Annotated in this window: 21 protein-coding genes and 1 pseudogene; 11 read left to right on the top strand and 11 right to left on the bottom strand. The window is 37.4% G+C overall.

The window, feature by feature from the left end:
• Positions 1-30: 30 nt before the first annotated feature.
• Positions 31-1,635, top strand: a complete 1,605-nt coding sequence (locus I6E82_RS06260) for a GMC family oxidoreductase (RefSeq protein WP_197117158.1) — start codon at positions 31-33, stop codon at positions 1,633-1,635.
• Positions 1,636-1,662: 27 nt separating this feature from the next.
• Here the strand turns inward: I6E82_RS06260 and I6E82_RS06255 are convergent, their stop codons facing one another.
• The 3 genes from I6E82_RS06255 to I6E82_RS06245 form a co-directional block, all read right to left on the bottom strand.
• On the bottom strand, positions 1,663-2,478 hold the full coding sequence (locus I6E82_RS06255) for a class I SAM-dependent methyltransferase (RefSeq protein WP_121955528.1): 816 nt from the start codon (positions 2,476-2,478) through the stop codon (positions 1,663-1,665).
• A 3-nt stretch (positions 2,479-2,481) separates the two neighbouring features.
• Positions 2,482-2,883, bottom strand: coding sequence for a hypothetical protein (locus I6E82_RS06250; RefSeq protein ID WP_002960599.1), 402 nt, complete (start codon positions 2,881-2,883; stop codon positions 2,482-2,484).
• 67 nt (positions 2,884-2,950) lie between these two features.
• Positions 2,951-3,370: a DUF3429 domain-containing protein gene (locus I6E82_RS06245; protein ID WP_197117157.1), complete on the bottom strand. Its 420-nt coding sequence runs from the start codon at positions 3,368-3,370 to the stop codon at positions 2,951-2,953.
• A 282-nt stretch (positions 3,371-3,652) separates the two neighbouring features.
• Between I6E82_RS06245 and ahpC the strand changes: the two genes are divergently transcribed.
• Positions 3,653-4,222, top strand: coding sequence for an alkyl hydroperoxide reductase subunit C (gene ahpC, locus I6E82_RS06240; protein ID WP_007581822.1), 570 nt, complete (start codon positions 3,653-3,655; stop codon positions 4,220-4,222).
• Between the two features lie 154 nt (positions 4,223-4,376).
• Complete coding sequence (ahpF, locus tag I6E82_RS06235; RefSeq protein WP_024593080.1) at positions 4,377-5,951, top strand: alkyl hydroperoxide reductase subunit F; 1,575 nt, start codon at positions 4,377-4,379, stop codon at positions 5,949-5,951.
• 117 nt (positions 5,952-6,068) lie between these two features.
• On the opposite strand, the gene I6E82_RS06230 is transcribed toward ahpF, so the two are convergent.
• The 4 genes from I6E82_RS06230 to I6E82_RS06215 all read right to left on the bottom strand — a co-directional run bounded on the left by I6E82_RS06230 (position 6,069) and on the right by I6E82_RS06215 (position 10,132).
• A complete protein-coding gene (locus tag I6E82_RS06230; RefSeq protein ID WP_197117156.1) occupies positions 6,069-6,329 on the bottom strand; it encodes a hypothetical protein in 261 nt (86 codons plus the stop codon).
• A 38-nt stretch (positions 6,330-6,367) separates the two neighbouring features.
• The gene (locus I6E82_RS06225) at positions 6,368-8,389 is read right to left on the bottom strand and encodes a GAF domain-containing hybrid sensor histidine kinase/response regulator (protein ID WP_197117155.1); all 2,022 of its coding nucleotides are present in this window, start codon (positions 8,387-8,389) and stop codon (positions 6,368-6,370) included.
• A gap of 541 nt (positions 8,390-8,930) precedes the next feature.
• Positions 8,931-9,152 carry a hypothetical protein gene (locus I6E82_RS06220; protein WP_007581825.1) on the bottom strand — a complete coding sequence of 74 codons (222 nt, stop codon included), beginning with the start codon at positions 9,150-9,152 and terminating at the stop codon, positions 8,931-8,933.
• Positions 9,153-9,358: 206 nt separating this feature from the next.
• Complete coding sequence (locus tag I6E82_RS06215; protein ID WP_024593084.1) at positions 9,359-10,132, bottom strand: undecaprenyl-diphosphate phosphatase; 774 nt, start codon at positions 10,130-10,132, stop codon at positions 9,359-9,361.
• 236 nt (positions 10,133-10,368) lie between these two features.
• Between I6E82_RS06215 and I6E82_RS06210 the strand changes: the two genes are divergently transcribed.
• Genes I6E82_RS06210 through I6E82_RS06200 form a run of 3 tightly spaced genes read left to right on the top strand, consistent with a single transcriptional unit; the run spans position 10,369 to position 12,508 of the window.
• Positions 10,369-10,656, top strand: coding sequence for a hypothetical protein (locus tag I6E82_RS06210; protein ID WP_024591874.1), 288 nt, complete (start codon positions 10,369-10,371; stop codon positions 10,654-10,656).
• Positions 10,653-12,248, top strand: coding sequence for a PepSY-associated TM helix domain-containing protein (locus I6E82_RS06205; RefSeq protein WP_197100724.1), 1,596 nt, complete (start codon positions 10,653-10,655; stop codon positions 12,246-12,248). The genes I6E82_RS06210 and I6E82_RS06205 overlap by 4 nt, the downstream gene beginning before the upstream one ends.
• Positions 12,245-12,508, top strand: coding sequence for a hypothetical protein (locus I6E82_RS06200; RefSeq protein WP_197117154.1), 264 nt, complete (start codon positions 12,245-12,247; stop codon positions 12,506-12,508). Before I6E82_RS06205 ends, I6E82_RS06200 begins: the two co-directional genes overlap by 4 nt.
• Positions 12,509-12,522: 14 nt before the next feature.
• Here the strand turns inward: I6E82_RS06200 and I6E82_RS19815 are convergent, their stop codons facing one another.
• Positions 12,523-12,696, bottom strand: a complete 174-nt coding sequence (locus I6E82_RS19815; RefSeq protein ID WP_407072740.1) for a DUF6363 domain-containing protein — start codon at positions 12,694-12,696, stop codon at positions 12,523-12,525.
• Positions 12,697-12,757: 61 nt separating this feature from the next.
• On the opposite strand from I6E82_RS19815, the gene I6E82_RS06195 reads away from it, so the two are divergent.
• A complete protein-coding gene (locus I6E82_RS06195) occupies positions 12,758-13,630 on the top strand; it encodes an SMP-30/gluconolactonase/LRE family protein (protein WP_197117153.1) in 873 nt (290 codons plus the stop codon).
• A 34-nt stretch (positions 13,631-13,664) separates the two neighbouring features.
• Here I6E82_RS06195 and I6E82_RS19810 read toward each other — a convergent pair.
• A pseudogene (locus I6E82_RS19810) lies at positions 13,665-13,802 on the bottom strand (NfeD family protein); the annotation flags it as partial.
• Positions 13,803-14,068: 266 nt separating this feature from the next.
• The gene (locus I6E82_RS06190) at positions 14,069-15,508 is read right to left on the bottom strand and encodes a diguanylate cyclase domain-containing protein (RefSeq protein ID WP_197117151.1); all 1,440 of its coding nucleotides are present in this window, start codon (positions 15,506-15,508) and stop codon (positions 14,069-14,071) included.
• Positions 15,509-15,891: 383 nt separating this feature from the next.
• Between I6E82_RS06190 and I6E82_RS06185 the strand changes: the two genes are divergently transcribed.
• On the top strand, positions 15,892-16,785 hold the full coding sequence (locus tag I6E82_RS06185) for a cation diffusion facilitator family transporter (protein ID WP_007581834.1): 894 nt from the start codon (positions 15,892-15,894) through the stop codon (positions 16,783-16,785).
• Positions 16,786-16,849: 64 nt separating this feature from the next.
• On the opposite strand, the gene I6E82_RS06180 is transcribed toward I6E82_RS06185, so the two are convergent.
• Positions 16,850-21,349, bottom strand: coding sequence for an EAL domain-containing protein (locus tag I6E82_RS06180; RefSeq protein ID WP_197117149.1), 4,500 nt, complete (start codon positions 21,347-21,349; stop codon positions 16,850-16,852).
• A gap of 166 nt (positions 21,350-21,515) precedes the next feature.
• On the opposite strand from I6E82_RS06180, the gene I6E82_RS06175 reads away from it, so the two are divergent.
• From I6E82_RS06175 to I6E82_RS06165, 3 genes are all read left to right on the top strand, one after another.
• A complete protein-coding gene (locus tag I6E82_RS06175) occupies positions 21,516-22,067 on the top strand; it encodes an isochorismatase family protein (protein ID WP_154902941.1) in 552 nt (183 codons plus the stop codon).
• A 148-nt stretch (positions 22,068-22,215) separates the two neighbouring features.
• A complete protein-coding gene (locus tag I6E82_RS06170; RefSeq protein WP_197117147.1) occupies positions 22,216-23,682 on the top strand; it encodes a methyl-accepting chemotaxis protein in 1,467 nt (488 codons plus the stop codon).
• On the top strand, positions 23,666-24,190 hold the full coding sequence (locus tag I6E82_RS06165; RefSeq protein WP_154902939.1) for a DUF6436 domain-containing protein: 525 nt from the start codon (positions 23,666-23,668) through the stop codon (positions 24,188-24,190). Before I6E82_RS06170 ends, I6E82_RS06165 begins: the two co-directional genes overlap by 17 nt.
• Positions 24,191-24,235 lie beyond the last annotated feature (45 nt).

Raw genomic sequence — 24,235 nt, 5'->3', positions numbered from 1 at the left:
AGCCGTTTAAAACTTTTATTAAGGTACACCATGAACAATACAACATTTGATTACATTGTGATTGGCGCAGGTAGTGGCGGCTGCGTTATGGCATCGCGATTGTCTGAGGGTAAAAATGTAAGTGTGTGCTTAATTGAAGCTGGCGGCAGTGATAACAGTGTATTTGTGCAAATGCCAGCAGGCATAGCAGCGAGTGTGCCTTATGGCATAAATAGCTGGCATTACAATACGGTGCCACAAAAAGAGCTTAATAACCGTTGTGGGTTTGTGCCGCGTGGCAAAGTACTGGGTGGGTCTAGCTCGACTAATGCAATGGTTTACATAAGAGGTAATAAGTACGACTACGACCAATGGGCGGCTAATGGCAACACGGGATGGGATTTTGAGAGTTTACTTCCGTACTTTATTAAAGCTGAGAACAATAAAGCGTTTATAAATAATGAGCTGCACGGGACAAAGGGTCTGCTACATGTACAAGAGCTAAATAACCCAAGCGATGTAAACCAGTATTTTTTAAATGCCTGTGCTGAGCAGGGCGTTAATTTAAGCGACGATATAAATGGCAAAGAGCAAAGCGGCGCACGTCTATCGCAGGTAACTCAGCACAATGGCGAGCGTTGTAGTGCAGCAAAAGCATATTTAACACCGCATTTAAACCGCCCCAATTTAACGGTATTAACCCATAGCCACGTTAATAAAATAAATATAACCAATAAGATAGCGCAAGGCGTGCAAATAGAGCGTAATAAAGAGGTTATTAATTTACGTGCTAAAAAAGAGGTAATACTTAGTGCTGGCGCTATTAATTCGCCTCAAATATTAATGCTTTCAGGTATTGGCCCAAAAGAGCATTTAAGTGCACATAACATTAAGGTTCAGCACGTACTTGAAGGTGTTGGCGCTAATTTACAAGATCATTTAACAGTAGTGCCACTTTATAAATCAAAAACAAATAAAGGCACATTTGGTATAAGCCCGCTAGGCATTGCCAGCATTATAAAAGGCTGTGTTAACTGGTTTAGTAAACGACAAGGGCGATTAACCAGTAACTTTGCAGAGTCGCACGCGTTTATTAAATTATTTGAAGGCTCGCCAGCGCCCGATGTGCAGCTAGAATTTGTAATTGGGCTGGTGGACGATCATAGTCGTAAATTACACACTGGGCATGGTTACAGTATACACAGCAGTATTATGCGCCCCAAAAGCCGAGGTACTATTACATTAGCTGATAACAACCCGCGTAGTGCACCGCTTATAGACCCTAATTATTTAAGCCATCCAGATGATTTAACTGTAATGCTTGCAGGCCTTAAAAAAACACTCACTATTATGCAAAGCAAAGCTTTTGATAACATACGCGGTAAAATGCTCTATCCGCTTGATATAAATAATGATGATCAGCTAATTGAGTTTATACGCCAAACTGCAGATACCGAATATCACCCAGTCGGGACATGTAAAATGGGGCAGGATCCAATGGCAGTGGTGGATACTAATTTGCGAGTACACGGGGTAAGTAACTTACGCGTAGTCGATGCGTCGATTATGCCTACCATTATTACCGGCAACACAAATGCACCGGTAATTGCGATTGCTGAAAAAGCAGCTGATTTAATTAAACACGAAAAGGTGTAATTAAATAAACTGTAGTAGGGCTATTTATTAGCTATAAAACTCATTTAGCCATTGTTGCCAATCGCTTTCAAGATGTAGCATTTGCTGATGCTTTTTAGCGTTTAGATGCTTGGTTTCGTCCTCGCTTGCCATATAGGGTCCAACGCGGCAAAGGGGGCAATGGTTAGATGTTAAGTATGCAGGTTTGGTAAGACGTGAGCTTAATTCGCTAGTATGTGTATCAATACTTTTTGGGCTGAAAACGTAAGTTATGCCGCTGGTGTCTTTTACGTGTTTGTCGCGGTCAACATTACGAATTTTATAACCTTCAAAATGGCTAATATCAAATGGGATTTGGCCTAAATAATCAGCGTTTAAACCGTTATTTAAACTCCCTTCTATATTCCATTCTCGATAAGGTTTTACATCCTTTGAAGTGATGTAACACAGCATTGGACCATTTTTATCAAGCGCGTATTCGTTAGCGTATTTAATAAATTGATGCAGTAAAGCGCGGTTTAATACGTTCATACTGGTTTGGCGCGTGTTGTTTTCAAATGCTTCACGGCCAACAAAGGCAGGTATAAGCGGAAACTGAAAAATAACCACGTCAAAGCTGTGCTGGTTTTCACTTAGAGTTTGCCAACACGCGGGATTTGTTACATCAAAACTATTAAGTACCTCAACGTTATGCGCTTTTAGATTGCCAAGTGCATTGTGCTGATACTTTTGCTCAATAGTAGTTTGGTCATCGTAAGTGGATGCAACCAAAGCTTTTGGCGATAGATGAGTGTAAATAGCGTTCGAAAACGATAAATCGCCATCGCCTACGGTGAGTATTCGCCATTGAGGATTTAAATACATATTTTATTTAGCGTTTATGTTTGTAGCAGTATTATTTATATCGCTATTTGTTTGTGAGTCTTTTGCTAGTAAACGATGAAACGCAAGTCTGGTTTTTAACCCTTCAATTGCGATTTGTTTAATAATAAGATTAAAGGTAATTAAAATGGCAAAGGCAATATGAATAGGGCCGTGAGTAAATCCTGCATCTGTATCGTACAGTGTTAAACCAAATAGCAAAAATAAGACGACTAAGAAAATTTCGAGTAATTGACTTGAATAAAAGCTTAAACGACCTTCGCTTTTATGATCTTTTTTAATGCGAATAGCACAAAAAAATGGGATCACTTTGATTTTAAATGCAGCGTTTTTTTCTACGTAGTTTTCGCCAAGTTCATCGAGTTGTTGGCGTAGTTGGTCAATCATGGTGTGTCCTCAAATAGCAGTGCGCGGATATTACCTTATTACCACGCAATATTTAAGTTTACAGTTGCTATTTAGGATAAATACTCATACCAATAGTTAGGATGTGACAAACAAACACAACGGAGGTAAGTACAACACGCATTTTTTGATAATCTTTATGGTAGGTTTGCCATTGTGGCGTGGCTTTTTCAAATATAAGTACTAACCAAAAACTGGCTCCTAACCAGGCAAGTGCCCACTCAACAGGAAGAAAAGATAAAAATGGCACCGGGATTACAGGTAAAACTGCTTTTATCGCATCGCTATAGCTTTGCTCTCCGGCACGCCACAAGTTACCTGACATAAATGCTAAAATGCCAATACTGTAAAAAGTAAAAAACTCTAAGTTAAGGCTATTACTGCCAAACATAAGCGGCCAACCCACACACCCTAAAAACGGGATTAAGCCTAAGTAACCTAGTTGTATGTGGTTAAAAAATTTTTCCATTACGGCGTGCCTTATATTTAATGACTTATTTGAAGCGCGGCTATTGTAGCAGTATTGCGATTAGCGATCTTAATAATTCGCCAGCGTTTACAATCCAAGTAATGCTTACGATAACAGGGATTATATAGTTCAATCCAAAAAACCGATTGCTTTAATCTAAACAATCAATTTTATTTAATTATCCATTAGCCTTATTGTATTAACCAAACCAACGCAGAAGGTCGTTTTAAACGAGAGCGTTGATTACTTTTTAAATACATTAAATATAGATGAGGAAATACCATGAGCACTTCATTAATCAATACTAAATTACAACCATTCAATGCAACCGCTTACCACAACGGTGACTTTGTAGAATTGTCTGAAAAAGATGTTCTAGGTAAATGGTCAATCTTCTTCTTTTACCCAGCAGACTTTACATTTGTATGTCCTACTGAACTTGGTGATGTTGCAGATTATTACGCACAACTTCAAGAAATGGGCGTAGAAGTTTACTCAGTATCTACTGACACTCACTTCACTCATAAAGCATGGCACGATACGTCAGACACAATTGGTAAAATTACTTACCCAATGATTGGCGACCCAACAGGACGTATTACTCGTAGCTTTGGCGTAATGATTGAAGAAGAAGGCTTAGCACTTCGCGGAACATTTGTAATGAACCCAGAAGGCGAAATTAAAATTATCGAAACTCACGATTTAGGTATTGGTCGAAGCGCTAAAGAACTTGTTCGTAAAGTACAAGCTGCACAATACATTGCAACTCACGACGGTGAAGTTTGTCCTGCATCTTGGCAGCCAGGTGAAGACACACTTGCACCTTCACTAGACCTAGTTGGTAAAATCTAAGTATAGATTTATTCCTACTATAAGGGCAGGTAACTGCCCTTAAATCAACGAACATCCGTTTGTTGGTGCCTCCTATATCAATATACTTGTTTAAGCACATGCATTATTTGGCATGGGAGGCTTGCTGTTTAAATTTTCCTAAAAGGGTTAAGCCATGTTAGATAACAACATAAAAAATCAATTAAAAAGCCATTTTGAATCGCTTACTCAACCTGTTGAGCTGCTTATTGCCTTGGATGACAGCAAAAAATCAGCAGAAGTAGAAAGCTTAGCGAACGATTTAGCCTCACTGAGCGATAAATTTACGGTAATGAACAACCCAGATACAAGCGCGCGTCGCCCGTCAATGGTTGTACATTCACCTATTAAAAACACTCATATTACGTTTGCAGGCGTACCTATGGGCCACGAATTCACAAGTTTAGTGCTAGCACTTTTACATACTGGCGGACACGCAAGTAAAGCTAAAAGCGAAGACATTGAGCAAATACAATCGCTCACTCAAGAACTTAACTTTGAAGTATATATAAGTTTAAGTTGCCAAACGTGCCCGCAAGTAGTCCAAGCACTTAATACTATGGCAGCGACAAACAGCAATATTAAAGCGACCATGATTGATGGCGCATTATTTCAAGACGAAGTAGAAGAGCGAAATATTTTAGCTGTACCGGCTGTATATTTAAATGGCGAACCATTTAGCCAAGGTGCACTAAGCCTTACCGACATACTCAATAAAGTAGATAGCAAAGGGGCACAGCGCCAAGCTGAATCGCTAAGTAAAAAAGATAAATTTGATGTACTTGTAATTGGTGGCGGGCCTGCGGGCGCATCGGCTGCGATTTACTCAGCACGAAAAGGGTTAAATACAGGTATTGTTGCCGACAGATTTGGTGGACAAGTTGCAGATACATTAGCAATAGAAAACTTTATTTCGATTAAGGCGACTGAAGGGCCAAAATTGGTTGCCCAGCTTGAAGAGCACGTTAAAGAATACGATGTAGATGTAATGCATAATCAGCGGGCAGCGGCACTTGGTTATAACAATGGCTACGAAATTACACTAGAGAATGGCGCAGTACTCAAAGCTAAGTCGCTCGTACTTGCCACTGGTGCACGCTGGCGCGAAATGAACGTACCAGGGGAGCAAGAATATCGCGGCCATGGTGTGGCATATTGCCCACATTGCGATGGTCCTTTATTTAAAGGTAAACCTGTTGCCGTAATTGGCGGTGGTAATTCAGGTATAGAAGCGGCAATCGATTTAGCTAATATTGTGCAAAGCGTTACGGTACTTGAATTTGCAGACACACTACGTGCTGATGAAGTGCTTATTCGTAAAGCTAAAAGCATGGCTAATATTACTATTATCAAAAGTGCACAAACAACCGAAGTACTTGGTGATGGTAAAAAAGTAACTGGCTTAATGTACACAGATAGAGTGTCGGGAGAGAGCAAAGAGCTTGAACTTGCCGGTATATTTGTACAAATAGGCTTAATACCTAATACGGAATGGTTAAAAGATAGCGACCTTGAATTAAGCAAATTTGGTGAAATACTGATTGATGCTAAAGGCGCAACTTCATTACCAGGCATTTACGGCGCGGGGGATGCAACTAATACTCCGTTTAAACAAATTATTATTGCAATGGGCAGCGGTGCAACAGCAAGTTTAGGTGCATTTGATTATTTAATTCGTCACTCTGAAGAAGCTGATCAAAGCGCTGCTTAATGTAATTAGTAAAAACTCTCTTGATATAACAGCAAGGCTACACCCATAGCTGTTTGTTAACCCAAGCCGCCCTTCTCCAAAGGCGGCTTTTTTAATGCTTAAGAATTAGCACACGATTTAATCGCACCCACCGCCAGAATCACCGCCGCTACAATGTGTATGAGAGTGCGATGAGTTACTGCTAGAGGAAACTGATGAGTCACTGCCAGTATAAGCTGATGATCCACGCGATGACTTAGCACTGATGAATGTAACTAACAGCAATATTCCTGATACGATAATTACCGTTATTGATGACCCCCATTGCTCAGTGGAAACGCCTTTAAATATTGCTAAACAAAGCAACGTAAATAGTATTGTTCTTATTATACTTTTCATTTTATATCCTTATTTAACCAATCAGTTAGCTATAAAGGTTAGCTAACTTTAGCTGTATGCTCAAGCGCGTTAATAACTGCTTTTTCAAGTATGGGTAGTTTAAAAGGTTTTGATATAAACATATCCATACCGGCTTGTTTGCAGGCAAGTTTATCTTGTGATGAAGTATTAGCAGTTATAGCCACTATGTAGGTTTCTTCATGCGAGCAGATGTTTTCTGATCTAAGCTGCTTTGTTGCCTCAAATCCATCGAGTATGGGCATTATGCAGTCCATAAAAATAAGGTCATAATGCTTTTGGCGACATTTTAATACAGCATCTTGGCCATCAACTGCTGAGTCGGCTTTAATATTAAGTTTGCCTAAAGAAGCATGAAGTACCAACCTATTAATGTCGTTATCATCTACTACAAGCACTGATAGTTCACTGCCATTGATATCTAACGTTGATTTAAGGCTTTCTTGTTTTTGTTCTGTCCCTTTCTCAATAGGAATATTTACTAAAAACGTAGTGCCTTTATTAGGTGTACTTTTTACCTTTATTTTTCCGCCCATATATTCAACAAGCTCTTTTACTATTGCAAGGCCAAGGCCTGTTCCACCTTTTGAATTCTTAGCATCTACTTCTTGAGAAAAAGGAGAAAACAGTGATTCTAAAAAGTTTTTACTCATTCCTCGGCCTGTATCAGACACTTCAATATTTAAATTTAGCTTAGCTTTTACTTTAGAAAGGCTTGTGTTTAGTGTAACTGAACCATTTTCAGTAAATTTAAGTGCATTACTCAGTAAGTTAGAAGCAATCTGGCTAAGGCGTGTGTTGTCGCTAAACGCCCAGCAGTTGTCATCAATTGTATTATTTACTTGTAGCGTTACATGCGTGTTTTTAAATAGAGGTGTATACAAAGAAGTTAAATCGGTAAAAATTGTTTTTAGTAAAAAGTCAGTAGGCTCAAGCTTTAGCTCACCATGATTAATTTTAGAAAAATCGAGCACTTCGTTAATAATACTAAGCAAAATATCGGCGCTTCTAAGTCCTATTTTAATTTTTTCAGCGCGGACTTCTTCACTGTGTTCATCAACTAATGTGGTTAGCATACCTGTAATGCCATTCAGTGGGGTTCTTAATTCGTGGCTGATTTTAGCAAATAGCATGCTTCTGTCTTCAAGTAGGCGCTCTGCTTGAGCTTGCTTTTGTTTAAGCTCTTCTCGGAGCATTACTGACTCGGTTACATCTTGGCAGGTGCCAAATAATCGGACACATCGGCCTTCATCAAATTCGGCCTCACCAAAGGTAGCCACCCATAAGTGTTTATTTTTAGCGGTTATTACTTCTAGCTCTAAATTCCATTTTTTGCCTTTTTCTATGGCTAATTCTACCGCGCGAGTAATGCCTTCACGACTTGGGCCTTCTTTATAAAACTCGATTGCAGAATTCATTTGCGGTTGAAATTGTTCATCCACTTCATGTATGAGGTATGTTTGCTCGCTCCAGGTAATTTTATCGGAGACTAGATCAACCTCCCACGTACCTATATTTGCTACATTCTCTAACTTTAATAAAGTATTACTATTTTTTATGAGTTGTTCTTTAGCTTGAGTGCGAGCAAATTCCGATCCAAGCCATTGTGCAAATAACTCAATATAATCATAGGCTGCATCATTAAAAGCTGGAGAGCTGTTTATGGATGAAAAGTTAACGGTGCCAAATATTTTATCACCAATTTTTATTGGCGCGCCAATATAAGACTCTAACTGAAAGTTTATATAACATGGGTGGTTTGCAATTGCACTTTGAGATGCTTTATGAAAGGCAAGTGCAGAGCCTGCAGCGAGCGTATGTACGCAATAGGTGCCTTGTAATTCAAACACGGTACCGGGTAAAAGTGAGTTGTCAGGGGTTTTGGCATATAAAACGGTGTAGCTGTTTTTATCTACTTTACTAATAATACCTAGCTCAAGGTCAAATACTTCTAACCCAAACACTAAGAGCTTATTAATTTTATTTTCAAAATCAAGAGATTGATTAGAAACTATATCGTGAAAACATCGTAAAAAATTCAAAAGAAAACACCCCGTAAGCTTTTGTTCAATTTATATAATACATAGGCCAATTAGGGCATTGGTATTAGTTTAAAATCCAGTTTAGCAGTTTTAATTACTAATAACTAAAATTGATACGTATTAAATTTTATAACCTTATGTTTTTATGAACTAAGTTAGTGATTTATTAATAGTAGTAGGGCCTGTTGACCTTTCAGGATTAAAATTTGTTCAATCTAGGGGCGATTTAATCGCGGCGCGAGATTTGTAACCTAGTGGGCTCGATAACTGCTCCTGCGTTATTCTACTGGCTTACATCCATGTAAGAATAAGTAAAAACCGAGCAACAAAGAGTAAATTGTCCCTAGGCAGAACCCAAAGGGCAGCGCATGTTTGGCATTTATGCTGCGTTATCGCCTATTTATGGGGAATAACCACACTACATAGGCTCAGCCTTGCCTAAATACCAAACAGTCTGCTGCAAATTTAACCTCGAAAGATAAACAGGCCCTTGTATATAGCGCAACATGCCGCCGAGCATATAATACTCAGCGGTATACTTTTAATACGTTGAATTTGGGGTATATTGCGGGTTGATATCGCCGCCTACTTCCTCTGGGTCAACATCGTTAATAAGCAGTGTTTCACGTACAGCTTCAATGTGATCAAGCACGCTTTGGTAACGCTCGCCATATTCATACTTTGTCACTTCAATCGCTTTAGGCATGTAAGTAAAAGCTATTTTTAGGGCGTGGAGTGCTTCTTCGTTTATTTTTTCGCTCATAATATTCTCTTATGTGTAGGCTATAGCTAACCTGAGTTCTGGATAATAAATCTATCTCAAGCAGCTATTTTTAGCGCTAACTGCGTTGAATTTCCTTGCAATAGACCAGCTATTGACGCGTAAATTCGCCTTGTTTTCACCAAAAATTTCTAGCTAGAGAGAAACAGACTTAAATATCGTTATTATTTATAGTGTTTTTAAATCTCTTAACCAGAATTCAGGTTAGTTAATAAAATAACACCAAATACGATTCGGTAAAGACCAAAACTAACAAAAGTGAAATTTTCTAGAAAGCGTATGAATAGTTTAATAGTAAAATAAGCAACTATAAAAGATGTTAAAAAGCCAACTGCAAGGGCAGTTAGGTCATCTAAGCTAAACAGTTGGTAATGTTTAAGTAAGTCGTACCCTGAGGCTGCTGCAAGTACAGGTAAACCAAGTAAAAATGAAAATTCAGCGCTGGCTTTTCGGTTTAAACCACACAACATGGCACCAACAATAGAGCTTCCAGCACGACTAGTCCCTGGAATTAACGCAAATACTTGTGCTACGCCAATCCAAAGAGCTTGTTTATAAGTAACTTGGGTTACATCGGTAGTTGTGCAGTGAGTCTCTTTATAACTGCGCTCTAATAGTAAAAAAATCACACCGCCTACAATAAACATAACACCTACTACCGGTACGCTAAACAGTGTTTTTATTACATCACTAAATATAAAACCAATAATACCCAAAGGAATAAATGCAATGGCAACTTTCACCCATAAATTGAAATGTTTAGGGCTGAACTTGTCTTTATAGTTGGCTAGTACCGCTAAAATGGCGGCAAGCTGGATAATTACTTCGAAGGCGAGGTTAGCGTCTGTTGATTCAATGCCTAACCACTTTGACGCTACAATTAAGTGCCCAGTTGATGATATGGGTAAAAATTCTGTTATACCTTCAATAATACCTAAAATAATTGCGTTAATTATATCCACGGTTTACTGCTTCCTGAAAAATTAAAAAGCCCGAACTCGGCTTAACTGAAATGACGCATTACTGCGTACCTAAATTGCGAGGCGTAGCATAAAAGCTCTTAAGGCAAACCAACAGTGTTTTTAGGCTTAATTTGTTTAATAAATTGCATTAAGCATTAAATGCACAATATAATGACAATTGTTATCATTTGCATGTGCTGTTTTGTATATGTTTGGGCAAATTTATTGAGCGAATAATGAATAATAAAAAAACGTTTACAGCTACACGGCGAAGGCACTTAATTGCGTGTGTATTAGCGCTAGTTACAGCGGTAATAATGATTCCGGGTATGACAACCTATTTACCGTTTCAAATGAATGAACAAATATTACTGCCTATTTTACTCTTTCCTATTATTTGGACTGCGTTGTTTATTTATGCGTATTTGGCGCAAAAAGTATGGCAACCTTTTGTAGTAATGATTGCATTGTGTGTATTACATGGTTTATTGAGTTTTTGGGCGTTAACGCAGGGGCAGGGATGAAGTCGATTACTTTAAAAAAGCTATTTTTATTACATAGCTGGGTAGGAATTATTACTGCGGTACTGCTATTTATTGTTGCATTTAGTGGGGCGTTAGCAGTTCTGTCGCGACCTGAGTTAAAAATATGGGCTAATCCAGAACTACAATCTAGCCAATACGTTGCCAGCGCGCAAATTAACCGACTAGTAAACGAATACCATAAAAAAGTACCTAGTGAATTTGGCGAAAACATTCATGTGTTTTTACCAAGTGGGCATAACTTTCATTTGTTAACGTTGGTATTTGAATCTCACCATGGCGATGAAAATTACGACCAAGAGGTGGCCAGAGTATTTCAATTTCATCCCGATACGTTGACGCTGGAAAATACTTACTATGGGCCTAGTAAAGAGTTTTACGCCAATAAAAAAACGGATGCGCCAACTTATATAGGTGAGTTTCATGCAGATTTGCATTTAGGGCGACCAATTGGGTTAATACTCACTGGGTTTTTAGGTTTAACGCTTTTAGTAAGTGCAGTGACAGGCTTGTTTATTCATCGCAAATTGATAAAAGAGCTCTTTACGTTTAGGCGAGATAAAGGGTTAGATATTGCAGTAAGCGATGCTCATAAGGTTATAGGTATTTGGGGCAGCGTATTTAATATTGTGATTGGTTTTACAGGATCATTTTTAGGGCTCGCAACCATTATTTTACTACCAGCAGCTGCGTTTGTGAGCTTTGGTGGCGATCAAGATAAGTTAATAGAAACGTTTACCGCTATTCCTGAGCCTGTAGTTAGCCACATTAAGCAACCTACAAAAATAGACACTATTTTAGAGCATGCTCATAGTCGTTACCCTGAAGCAATAATTAGGGATGTCACAATAATGGCGCATAACGATGCGAATGCGCAGGTATATTTGCGTTTGTTAGGTGGCGAGGCTGTTGCTTCTCAGTTACTGCATTATCAGGGCAATGGTGAGTTTGTGCAGTCGATGAGTAGTTTTGGTGATATTTCAGGTGTTTCGATAAAAGTAATTGAGTTGATGTTTCCGCTGCACTTTGGGAACTTTGCAGGAGTGTTTGTAAAATTACTTTGGGTATTGCTTGGCTTAAGTACTGCGCTTTTACCTATTTCGGGCATGATGATGTGGCTAACAAAGCGCACACGTGGCAGTAGCCCTTCACTGAGTATGCAGGCATATGCACGCTGGAATCGTTTTATTATTGGCAGTTGTGGCGGTTTGGTATTAGCAAGCTTTGTGCTATTTCCTGTGCAAGTTTTACTTAATTATAGCGTTGTTGGTGTGGCGCAAAATAGCTTTTTTGGACCCGTGTTCTTTTATACGTGGTTGGCATGGTTACTATTAAGTGTATTGCCCATAGGTTATAAAAACTATTTTAAGCTGACACTTTTACTATGCGGCGCTTCGCTTGCTTTGGTGCTGCCACTTAATATTTTACTTGGCGTTAGCAATGTTATTAACCTTAATAGCTCGCTTGTCGCGGTAGTAGATATAAGCTTTATGGTGGTGGGTATCGTGTGTATGTTTGTTGTCTTAAAAATAAAAAACACACAAAAATTACAAATTGAGGTACAACCCGCATGAACGAGCTACTAATTACAATTGCGATGGTAAGTTTATTATTAATGATGCTCAACCTACGAAAAAACACACTTACATTAGCGACTAAAACATTTTTAAGTGCACTGCTATTTGGTTTAGCGCTGATATGTTTTATGAGTGTTTACGGTATTTTAGGCGGTGCAATATGCACCGTTGTGGGAGCTATGTTAGCTGGTTTACTAACCGCAGTTATTGCGGGTAAAACACCGCAGTTATTGCGGGTAAAACACCGCAATTATTAGGTTAAATAATGCAGTTATTTAGCTAAAAAGGCCTTAGCAGTATCAACTCCCATGTTGTAACCACTATTAAGTATTTCAAACTTTTTAGTGGTACGCCCAACTTTAAAATTAGCCGGTGGTCCAATGATATTGATTTTGCAGTCACTAGGGCGTGTTGATAAATTAAAGCCAGGTACACATCGCGAAATTCACTGTTTTCTGGTAAGGTTTGGGTTACAAGGCTTTGTTAATAATAAAGAATAAGTATTTATGTTTGACCCTAGCGTAACCATTTTTGAAAGCACACAGAATCAGCTTGCAGAAAGTCCTCTTTGGCACCCTATGCTGAATACTTTTTTTTGGGTCGACATAAATAAAAAATTACTTTTAAGCAAAAAAATACACAGCGAAAGCCAACCAAAAACAGTTAATATGCCCGATACGCTCAGTGCAATAGCGTGGATTGATGAGCAGCACTTGTTGCTAGGTACAAGCACTGGTTTATATAAATACCATATTAATTCGAGCACTCGCCACCTTATTCTTAATATTGAAAATACACAACTAAATAGGCGTTCAAACGACGGCCGCGCTGATCCATGGGGTGGTTTTTGGTTAAGTACAATGAACGTAAATGCTAAAAAAGGTTACGGTAAAATATACCGTTATTATAAACACCAGCTTAAAGCCGTTGTAAGTGGTTTGAGTATCCCAAATGGATTGTGCTTTGATAAGCCACGTTTACGCGGTTATTACTGCGACTCTTTAACGAGTTGTATTTATGTATTAGATTTGGATGAGCAAACTGGCGAACCTTGCTCTGAGCCACGTGTTTTTTATCAATTTAATAATACTGATGTTGACCCCGATGGCTGCGTAACCGACCAATTAGGTAATTTGTGGCTAGCTGTGTGGGGAATGGGGTGTGTTATGTGTTTATCCCCAGTCGGTGAGCTAATTAAAACAATAAAGCTTTGTGCAATAAAGCCGACATGCATCGCATTCGGTGGTGAAAATGCTGAGTTGTTACTTGTGACATCGGCATTTGATGAAGTGATTAATAATACTGTTACTGAACAAGGCGCTGTATTTCAAATCTCAGGCATAAAAAACGGGCAGTTTGAGCCGCCCGTTTTACTGTAATTTATTATACACAGTGCTTGTTTTAAAGTGATGGTTAGCTTTTAGGCTTAACCCACATAACACCCACTTCTTTTTTGGTTACTAAAACCTCAGTACCGGCGCTAATTGGTTGCTCACTTTTGAGTTTCCAGCTAATACCTGAATATTGATGTGTAGTTAAACCTTGTTCTGTACCTGGGACCTCATTTCAACGCCATACTTAGCTTTGTAAGCGTCAATCACTGATAAGTAAATTAACTCCATCAACAATTAGTGAGGTGTTATATTTAGTGCTAGCTGATTAGTACTCCAAAGTACTCTATGGAGAAGGCGCAGTTTTGTGTTAATAATTAAACGTTGAGTGGTTGTATCGTTTATAACTTAAGCGTGTATAGATTGTCACTACAGCGAACTTTTAACCACTAAAACTCACTGTAGCGCGCCGACTTAGTCGGTTTTTTAAAAACTGGCTATTTTATTTCTGCCTGTTTCTTTTGCGTTATAAAGGGCTATGTCGGCGTTAGTTATAACTTCTTTAGATGTTGTTTTTTGATTGGGTATAAGGCTATAAAATCCAATACTCAAAGAAAGGTAATTACTAGCACTTGAAAAATTATGTTCAATTGCGAGTTCTGCAATTTTTTCCTGAATAAGAACAGCAAACCTTTGACAATGATCTGTGTCGACTGCAGGTAAAATTATCGCAAATTCTTCACCACCGAAACGAGCGGCTAAATCACCTTCACGTTTACAAAGATCATGCAGCGCCTTGGCAACTTTTTTTAACACTTCGTCACCTAGCTGATGCCCATAGTTATCGTTATAACGCTTAAAAAAATCAATATCACACATTATTAAACTAATGGGTTCTTTATTACGTGCGCCGCGCTTAATTTCGCATTTTAAAGTTTGATCAAAACAGCGTCGGTTAGCAATGTTTGTAAGGCCATCAGTATTAACTTGTTTGTTAAGTTTATGATTGGCATTAATGAGTTGCTGCTGAGCTTGTTGTAGCTCTTGCTTGTAATTTAAATTTTTGAAAGCATTAGCAAGCATTTCACCTACTAACCTTAAGCGAATAAGGTCTAAATCAGTCCAGTTTCGCTTTTGAACAACGCAATCACAGCCTATAAAGCCAACGAGCTCTTTGTCATAACGTAGACCAATGCAAAGTACTGATTTTATTTTTTGTCGCTGGAAAATTGTTTTTTCGCTCATTGCTTGAATGGGTAACGACGTTACATCGTTAACTCTAAATAAGTGAGTACGTGCCATCAAACTAAAAAAATATGGGAGATCGCTTTTCGGAAGGTTTTGTAAGTCCTCTTTAAATGCTTGTATATCATTATTGACCCATTCGTGGGTGTTATTTATGGTTTTACCATCCTCGGCAAACTTAAAAAGATAACTTCTATCTGCGTGGCAAACGGTACCAATAGCTTTTAATGCGTAGTTGATATGCTTATCAACGTCGTCGTTTTGAATATCAATTAAGTCAGTTGATATGTTCGAAATAATATTATCAAAATCATATTGTTCATCTACATTATTATTCAATACATCGATTATAATAATGGAGCTTGAGTTAGGTAATTTTGCAAATTTTACATTGAGTAGCAATTTAGATACCTGTTTTGATAAAACAAACTGGCATTGGTTATTTGCAGTGAAATAATCAAAGAATAGCTCCTCGACTAATAGTTCTTTTTTACTGTGATGATTGGTTAAAGTGATGTGTGAAAAATCAATTTTATTAAAATGTGATTTATTTCTTAAGCCAAACAAGTCCTGTGCTTGGCTGTTAACTTTAAATATATTTTCATTGGCATCATAAAGTAATACACAAAACGGCAGTAACTCCAAGTTTCGCCATATTTCATTTGATAGGTTATTACTCACTCAACTCTCCATGTGTTTAAGCCACAATTAAATTGTTATCCATTGTATTTTTATTGTTTTTACTTGGGCGTGTTAATCGTCCTTAGAACGAGCTCAAAAGGCTGCGCATGTTTGGTATTTATGCTGCGTTATCGCCTATTTATGGGGAATAGCCACACTACATAGGCTCTGCCTTGCCTAAAAAACAAAAATACTGGTGTAAATTCAACCACCGAAGTTCAACAAGCCCTACTAATTATTAGCACATTTTTTTTGATTTACTAAGTTTTTAGTGCGTTTGAGGGCAGTACGTATTATAATTGATACTGTATATCATTACTCTTTTCTACTCTAAGCCATCTTTGGTTTATTTGCACTTTAAGTATAGGTTATTCAAGCATTTCATGACAGAAATCACTACACACCAAGCTTCTCGTCGTCGGTTACTTATTGCGCTAGCAATTACGTGTTCGTTTATGGTAATTCAGGTTATAGGTGCTTATTATTCTAATTCGCTTGCTGTACTTGCCGATGCGGGGCATTTGTTTGTTCACAATAGCTCGTTATTCATCGCACTGATTGCATCAAGTCTCGCTATTCATTTTGCTAAAACCTATAACGATGGTCATCAAAGAGCCGAGCTTTTGGGTGGTCTGGTGAACGGATTTTTATACCTAGCAATCAGTTTAATTATTTTGTATGAAGGTGGTGAGCGCTATATACACCAGCATGAAGGAAATGAGCTGGCTATTAATAGTTATTTAATGTCGGTTATTGCTGCTATTGGTTTTTTATTTCATGGTGCTGCTGCATGGGTTTTATATAAAGGCCGCAAAGCGAGTATTAATGTTTACGCGGTATTTTTACATTCATTCTTTGATTTGATTTCTACCGTATCGACATTTGTGGCTGGTATTCTTATATATTTTACGGGCTGGGTTGTTATCGATATTTTATCGAGCATGTTAATCGCCTCTTTCGTGTTGTTTACCGGTGTTAAGGTCATTATTAGTTGTATAAAAGGTTTACGCTTAAATAAGGCCAAACTCCCTAAAGTTGCAGATATTGAAAGTGAGATTACAGATATGGAGCATGTTCACAATGTCCATAACGTCACTGTAACGCGTAAATATAAGGGTGTAGTAGTCGGGGCGCACGTTGTACTTAAAGAGCATTGTACTATTGAAAAACACGATGAAGCATGTCGTATGAAGGTAGAACAACTGTTAGCTGAAAAATTTAATGTACGCAATAGTGTATTACAAATAGAAAGCCACGAATGCCATCACATCCATTAGTAGCATTTAATTAATATAAAAGCGTGTAATAATGATTAGCACGCTTTTAATGTTTTAAATCAAATCAAATCAAATCAATGATATTGCTAAAACAATCGCTTTTACGTAAGTCTTTAGCATCCATTGGCCTTGCAAAGTAATAACCTTGCAGTACAGTACACCCAACCTCGGCTAAAAAGATCATCTGTTCGCGCGTTTCTACTCCTTCTGCAATACAGTAAAGATCTAGGTTTTCGGCCAATAAAAGAATGGTCTTAATAATTGACTCATCCCCTTTATCTATACCAATACTGTTTACAAAGCTTTGATCTATTTTAATAACATTAATAGGAAATTGGCTCAAATAGGTGAGTGACGAGTAACCAGTACCAAAATCATCAAGTAGTAATTTAAACCCAGCAGCTTTTAAGTTTTGTAGCTGCTTGGCTGCTTTGAGTTTATCTTCTAGTAAAATACTCTCTGTTATTTCAAGTCTTAATTGTCTTGGATGAACTTGAGAGTCCGCTAATATGGACATTAACCGCTGGGTTATGTTTGTTTTTAAAATGTGTTTAGGCGATAAGTTTAAAGATATATAAAACAATGGGTTTGCGCTGAGTATAGGTGCAATTTCAATAAGAGCTCGTTGCAATGCTTGCTCAGTAAGGAGTTCTATTAAACCGGTTTCTTCTGCTACCGGTATAAAAAGTGCTGGGGATACCAACTGTCCTTGATTTTTCCAGCGCATGAGTAACTCCACGCCATTTATTGTTTTTTCTTCTATGTCGATAATGGGCTGATAGTGATTAAAAAATCGGTTGTCTTTTACTGCATCTTTTAAATCATTTTCGAGCAGTAACTTTTGTTTTATCAGCTCATTCATTTCATCGCTAAAAAACTTAAAGTCGTTTCTCCCGCCTTGTTTAGCGTGCATCATGGCTACATCGGCATTACGGATAAGTAAATCGGTGGTTACAGCATCGAATGGGTATAAAGCAACGCCAATACTGGCTGAAATATTAATAGAGAAGTCTTCAATAATTACTTTATTAGCTAACTCATTACTAATTTTTCTTACTGTATCGCGAAGAGACTGAAGCGATTTTATATTTTGAATCAGCACTAAAAATTCATCACCACTTTGTCGGCCAAGTTTTGCGTTTGCGCCGAGCATACCGTTCACTCTTTGGGTAATATTACACAAGAGCTTATCGCCAACTGCGTGGCCAAAAGAGTCATTAACAGGTTTAAACTTATCTAAATCAATAAATAATAATGCGCATTGTGTATTACTTTCATTGGCATGTTTAATCGCGTCTTCAATATTTTTATACATTAAACTACGATTAGGTAGATGCGTTAGAGGATCAAAATTAGCCAAATAGCGCAATTCGTTTTCAGCACGTTTTTGCTCGGTTAAATCTGTAATAACCACCACATAGTAACTTGCAGTATCTTTTGTAACTGCTGTGGCACTTATATGAATTGGATGTTCGTTATTTCTTGCTGTTTTTATATAAGCATCACTTTGCCAGTTTTCTGTCGGTTTTAATTTTTTTAAGATACCAGCAAACTCTTTACACTTATCTTTACCAATCGCTTTTATGAATAATTTAGGACTAATTTTAGTGGCTACTTTTTCATTTGAAAATGTTTCAATAAAACTGTTGTTCGCAGAAAATGGCATTAAATGTTTATCGAGTATAAGTAACCAGTCATTTATTTGGCTGAACGCTTCACCTAAAATTTTTGCTTGTTGCTCGTTAGCACGTTGCGCTGTGATATTAGTATATATGCCAGAAACATATAACGGCTCATTTGTTTGAGGATCGTATATAACTTGACCTGTATCTTGATACCATAACCAATGGCCATCTTTGTGCTGTAAGCGATAGGTTGCTTGCCAGTTTTGTTGTTTTTTGTATTTGAAGTAGTTTTCCCATTGGTTTTCAAAACGACGTCGATCATCAGGGTGTATTAGCGCCAAAAATTGTTCTATGTGTACGCGTACAGGCAAGCCTGTATAGCCTAATTCAATTCCTCTGAGCGTGCTTACGGAAGCATCTTTAAAATTATAATCCCACACGCCACTTTTGTTATTTTTAAGCGCGAGCTCTGTTTGCTTTTGCGAATGAATAGTCGCTCTATGAGCTTGTTCTATTGCAACTTGGCGGCTGCGGTATTGCCAAAAAATAAAAAACAACACGGCTAGCATTAAGGTTATATAGGCGGCAATAGCAAAGGGCGACTTCCATGGAGCATAAGCTACGTTGATGTTAAGCGTGGCTGGTTCGCTTGTAACAATACCATCGCGATTATGTGCTGATATTTTTAGTGAGTAACTACCCGGTTGGAGCTTTGTGAAAAATACTTGATTAGATTGTAAGTCTTCATATGTAAGGGACGTAGGCCCTAAAAGGGTAACTTTATAATACGCTTTGTCTATATTGGGGTAAGAAAAGTTAGAAAAACTAACCGTCAACCCCATATCTTCATGATCTAGCTCAAGCGGTTTGCTAAGGTATTTATGAGGGTGATAATTGAGCTCCTTAGTAAAGAGGCCTATATCAGTAATGGCTAGATTGCTTTTTTTCAGTTGTTCTTTTTCATTAAAGTCTACAGGGTTAAATAGTAGAGCTCCGGCATTGCTGCCAAAAATTAACCTGCCATCATTTAATGTTGTTGCTGCAATTTGTGTGAATTGGTTTATGTTCAACCCGTCTTTCACTGAATAACTCACCACATTAAGTGTATCTAGGTTTATTTGATATAAACCATTGTCGGTACTTGCCCATAAAAAACCATTTTCATCAGGAAGTAACGAATAGATAGAGTCAGTATTAAATGAATTTTTTAATCCTATGTAGTGTTTTCTCTCATAAGTAACTGGGTCAACACCAAGTAAGCCTTCCTGGGTGGTTGCCAACCATAAAGTATTCCGTTTTGAGTCTAAGTAAAAGTTTTCTACAGTGTAAAAAATATCTTCTTTAGGATTAAAAGACTGAAATATAGTCGTTAAAGTTTTCGTTTTTTCGTTGTACCTAAAAAAACTTTTTGATGTACCAAGCACAAACTCTTCAGGATGTGTGTCGAGGTGTTTATAAAAAGCGTAAGAAAATAAAGGGTCGACTTGCTCTTTGAGTCCCTTAATAATTCTTGTTTTTCCGGTTGTTTCATTAAAAAGATAAAAGTTATCATCAGACATAAATGCATATGTGTCTGCAGATAATTGGGCAAAGCCAAATAAGTTGGATCGGTTAATTACATCATTCTCTGTGTCTTGGTTTTCAACAACTTTACCTGTCTGCTTATCAAAAAGTTTAAACCCGTTAAAAGTAACAAGCCAAAGAAACTGATCATCTCCAATCGAAGACGCAAAAATATCAAATACCGCAGATGCTCCATATATGGCTTTTGAGTCGGTCGAGCTTAAATATACTTTACTTTTATTTGTAACTTTGTCGTAGCGCGCAATACCATCTTCGGTCCCTAACCATATAATATTATTTTTATCTTGATAGGCAGCATGAACAGTATTATTCCCTGGTAAAAAAATATGTTTAAACCGTTGAGTTTTGACTGGCCAAGTAAACACCCCTTGGGTTCTAGATGCGAGCCAAAGCACGCCGGACTTATCAATCATTAGATCGTTGATTGAGTTTTCACTAATATTAAACTTACTTTTTTCATAATTTAATATGAACTCTAGTTCTTTGGTTTCGCGGTGATAACTGAACAATCCACTTTCGGTTGCTACAAACTCCCCGTAAACAGTATTGGCATAATCCCATATATTATAATCAGGGATTAAAGTTGTAATATTTGCTGCAGATATATTTTTGTTATTATCGAATGCTAATTGATACATGCCTTCAACAGTACCAACAAGTAATCCTAATTCATTATCAACACTTAAGAATTTGACGTTTATATTATCTATCGTATTTTTTTCAGGGGGGTGAAGAGGGATTTTTACAAGTTCTGAATTATCTATATTTGCAGTGTATAAACCATCATTTGTACCAATATATAAAGTGTTTTTATATATCGTTAATGACCTAATGTAGTCACCTTCATTTGGTAGAGCTAGTTTAAGTGTAAAGCGTTTACTCGTCTCATCAAATGTATATATTTGACCATCTATGGCGAAGTAAAAAGTATTTTGTTTTTGGGTCATCGCGGAGATTGGAGAAAACATCTTTTGTTCTTTATCTATTTGACCTGAATAGATTTTTTCGGTTTTTAAAGTGAGGGGATCTATTATAAACGCACCAGAAAGATCAGTTGAAACGATAATCTTTCCGTCTTCGGCTTTAAATAACGCATAAATATAGTGTTTATCTAAGCCAAAGCCACCATTAAAAGTTTTTACTTTATACCCGTCAAAGCGATTTAAACCTTGTTGGGTAGCTATCCAAATATAGCCAATTTCGTCTTCTTGTGTCTGCAAAACGTAACTTTGCGAGAGACCTTCGTCAGTAGAAATACGTTGTAATTGTTGAGCATAGTTCTGTGATGCAAAAGTACATTGAATGCATAGTAAAAAAATAATGGTGATAGGAAAAAAAAGTTTGCTCAAACGCACTTATAAACACTCTCAGTGGAGGATAGGATGATACTTAGCTAGATAGTAAATATAGCATAAGTTTTTATTTTTTAATTACAAATAATATACGTAAAGTTAAAATTTCTATTTTCAAATAGTGAGCTAATCTAAATAGATAACAGTTAATGTTCATGAGGAGAGTATAGTGGTTTTATCTAATATTGATGTAAAAAACAGCGTATTATTAATAATAGACTTACAAGAGTTGCTTGCTCCTGCAATTAAAGATTTTCCGAATATTTTAAAAAGTACATTGCAGTTAGCGCAGGCAGGTATTATTCACGACGTCCCGGCCTTAATAACTGAGCAATATGTCAAAGGGTTGGGCGAGACTAATCAGCAAATTAAAAATACCTTACCTAATGCTATGTATTTTCATAAAACGTACTTTAGTGCATGTGCAGAGCTTGGCTTTGTTGATAAGTTAAAAAGCCATGATAAAAAGCAGGTTGTTGTTGTGGGCACTGAAGCGCATGTGTGTGTTTTACAAACATGCTTAGATTTAATAGAAAATGGTTTTGAGGTTATTGTCGTACACGATGGTATTGGCTCGAGAAATCCGCAACATAAAAACTTGGCAGTTGAGCAATTACGCCAAGCGGGTGCGGTAATTTCATGCGCTGAAATAGTTATTTTTCAATGGACAAAAAAAGCAGCAACGCCTACGTTTAAAAAAATACTCCCTATAATTAAGTAGACCACATGTATATCATGTAAATTAAATGTATTAATTTTTGGTGTGTCGGTAGTTTATTATTGTGTTCAGTGAACTGAAACTCGTTTTTACACGTATATTGCAGACTGCTTTATAAAACAACAATGCAAACAACAATTTTAAGGTTTTTATGTCTAGTATTGGCCGGTTATTTACAATTATTTTCAGTCTTTTGTTTGTCGAGTCTATCGCTATTGGCTTGTATTTCGACACATTAGCGCAGGCCTTTATGATAGGTTTGCCATTGTGTTTATTACCTATATGGCTTTTAAACACACAAGGGGACAGCCCTGTTACCCCGCATGTCGTAGCTGCCGCCATAATGATGTTTTCTTTTTTGCACATACAACAAACTTTTGGGTTGATTGAAGTCCATTTTGAAATATTTATTTTAATGCCCATGTTAATTGTTTTTGTACAATGGCGAGTGTTTATTACTGCAATTGTATTCGTGGCAGTTCATCATTTGTCTTTTTATTATTTACAAACTCAAAATACAGGGTTTTACGTATTTGACCCTGATAGGCTTGCTTTTACTACGGTGCTTATTCATGCTGGATACGCAATAGTTGAGGTGCTAGTTGCAGGCTATATTGCCATAATGTTGCAACGCGAACGTCGTGCGAGTCTATCTTTAAGTTATGCGACAGAGCAAATAATGAAAGACCCTGAAAACATAAAACTCTCTCTTCGCGCTGATGATACTAAAAGTGAGGCAGTAGCAGGGTTTAACACGTTACTAGATTACTTATCGGATGTTATTAAGCAGGTACAAACTCAATCAGAATCACTGCAAAAAAACTCACAAGAGCTTATACATGTTCATGATCAGTTGGCGGGTGGTGCAGTGCAGCGTACACAACAAACTGATGATATTGCTAATTCTGGCGCTCAAGTTGCTAATGGTTTTAAACTTGTAGAAGAAGAAAGTGAGGTGCTAAAGCGTCAAGTAGACCATATTACACAAGCTGCCAGCAACGCATTAAAAGAAGTTCTTCAAACAGATGCTAAAAGTAGAGAGCTGTTAACACTACTTAACCATACTGAAGAAAAAATAAACCTCTTAGTGGCAGCGGGTGATGTTATTTCAGGTCTTCTAAATGAGATATCAGGTATTGCTGAGCAAACAAACTTACTTGCTTTAAATGCCGCTATTGAAGCTGCCCGTGCAGGCGAACATGGTCGAGGTTTTGCTGTTGTTGCTGATGAGGTAAGATCTTTGGCTAACCATAGTAAAGCAACAACAGATAAAATTAGTCTAACATTAAAAGATCTTGTTAATAATAGTAAAACGTCAACACAATCAATGAGTCAGTGTGTGAGTTTTGTAGTTGATTTAACAAGTATTAGTGCTGCAATGAAAGAGAATATTTCAGCAATGAGCGAGCAAATAGACGCAGTATCTTCAAGTTCTGATTCAGTTGCACAAGTTGTAGCTGAGCAGGCAGGTAATACTGAATTAATAGCAAGCAGTACTGATACTATGCGACAAAATCAGTACCAAGATACGCAAATAGTGCAGCAGTTAACCGCTAAGGTGCAGTTAATTGACGTAAGTATTGATTTGTTAGAGCAAAGCATTGCCAAGTTTAGATAAATCTAACTCTTTCGTATTTTCGCTTATAACTACATGGCTTATTTGTGTTGTTGCAGGGTTAGTTTATTTTCAATTAGAGCAGCTTAAACCGTTTGATAGCTCAAAAGTTTTATTGCAAAAACACTGGTTTAATAACTTTAAAAAGCAATTGGATTGGGTTGATACTGGTGAGCCGTCTTTAGTGCTTATAACAGAAAAAAAATGCGGGTGTACTATACAAGCTAAGCCGCATATTTCATCGTTAACCTCTTTTGCTGCCAATAAAGCTATGAAGGTTGTACAAGTTGAATTAACACCAAAGCTTAAACACGTTATTCCGGCAACGCCTGCCGCCGTTATTATTAATAAAGATGGTGAGTTTGTTTATGCTGGGCCGCTCTCTGAAGGATTAGCTTGTGCCCAAGGAAGTGGTTTTGTTGAAACTGCGGTCACTAATTTAGCTGCTGGTTTTAACTCAAATCTCTTAATTACACAAACCAAGGGATGTTACTGTGTAAATAATGCATAAATAACGTATCGATAAACTAAAGCTCGCACTTAAATCAACAGTTGC

It is taken from the genome of Pseudoalteromonas sp. NZS11, from assembly GCF_015864765.1.
GTDB lineage: Bacteria > Pseudomonadota > Gammaproteobacteria > Enterobacterales > Alteromonadaceae > Pseudoalteromonas > Pseudoalteromonas arctica.
The sequence above is the reverse complement of the archived record's forward strand: the minus strand, read 5'-3'. Positions and strand labels throughout refer to the sequence as shown.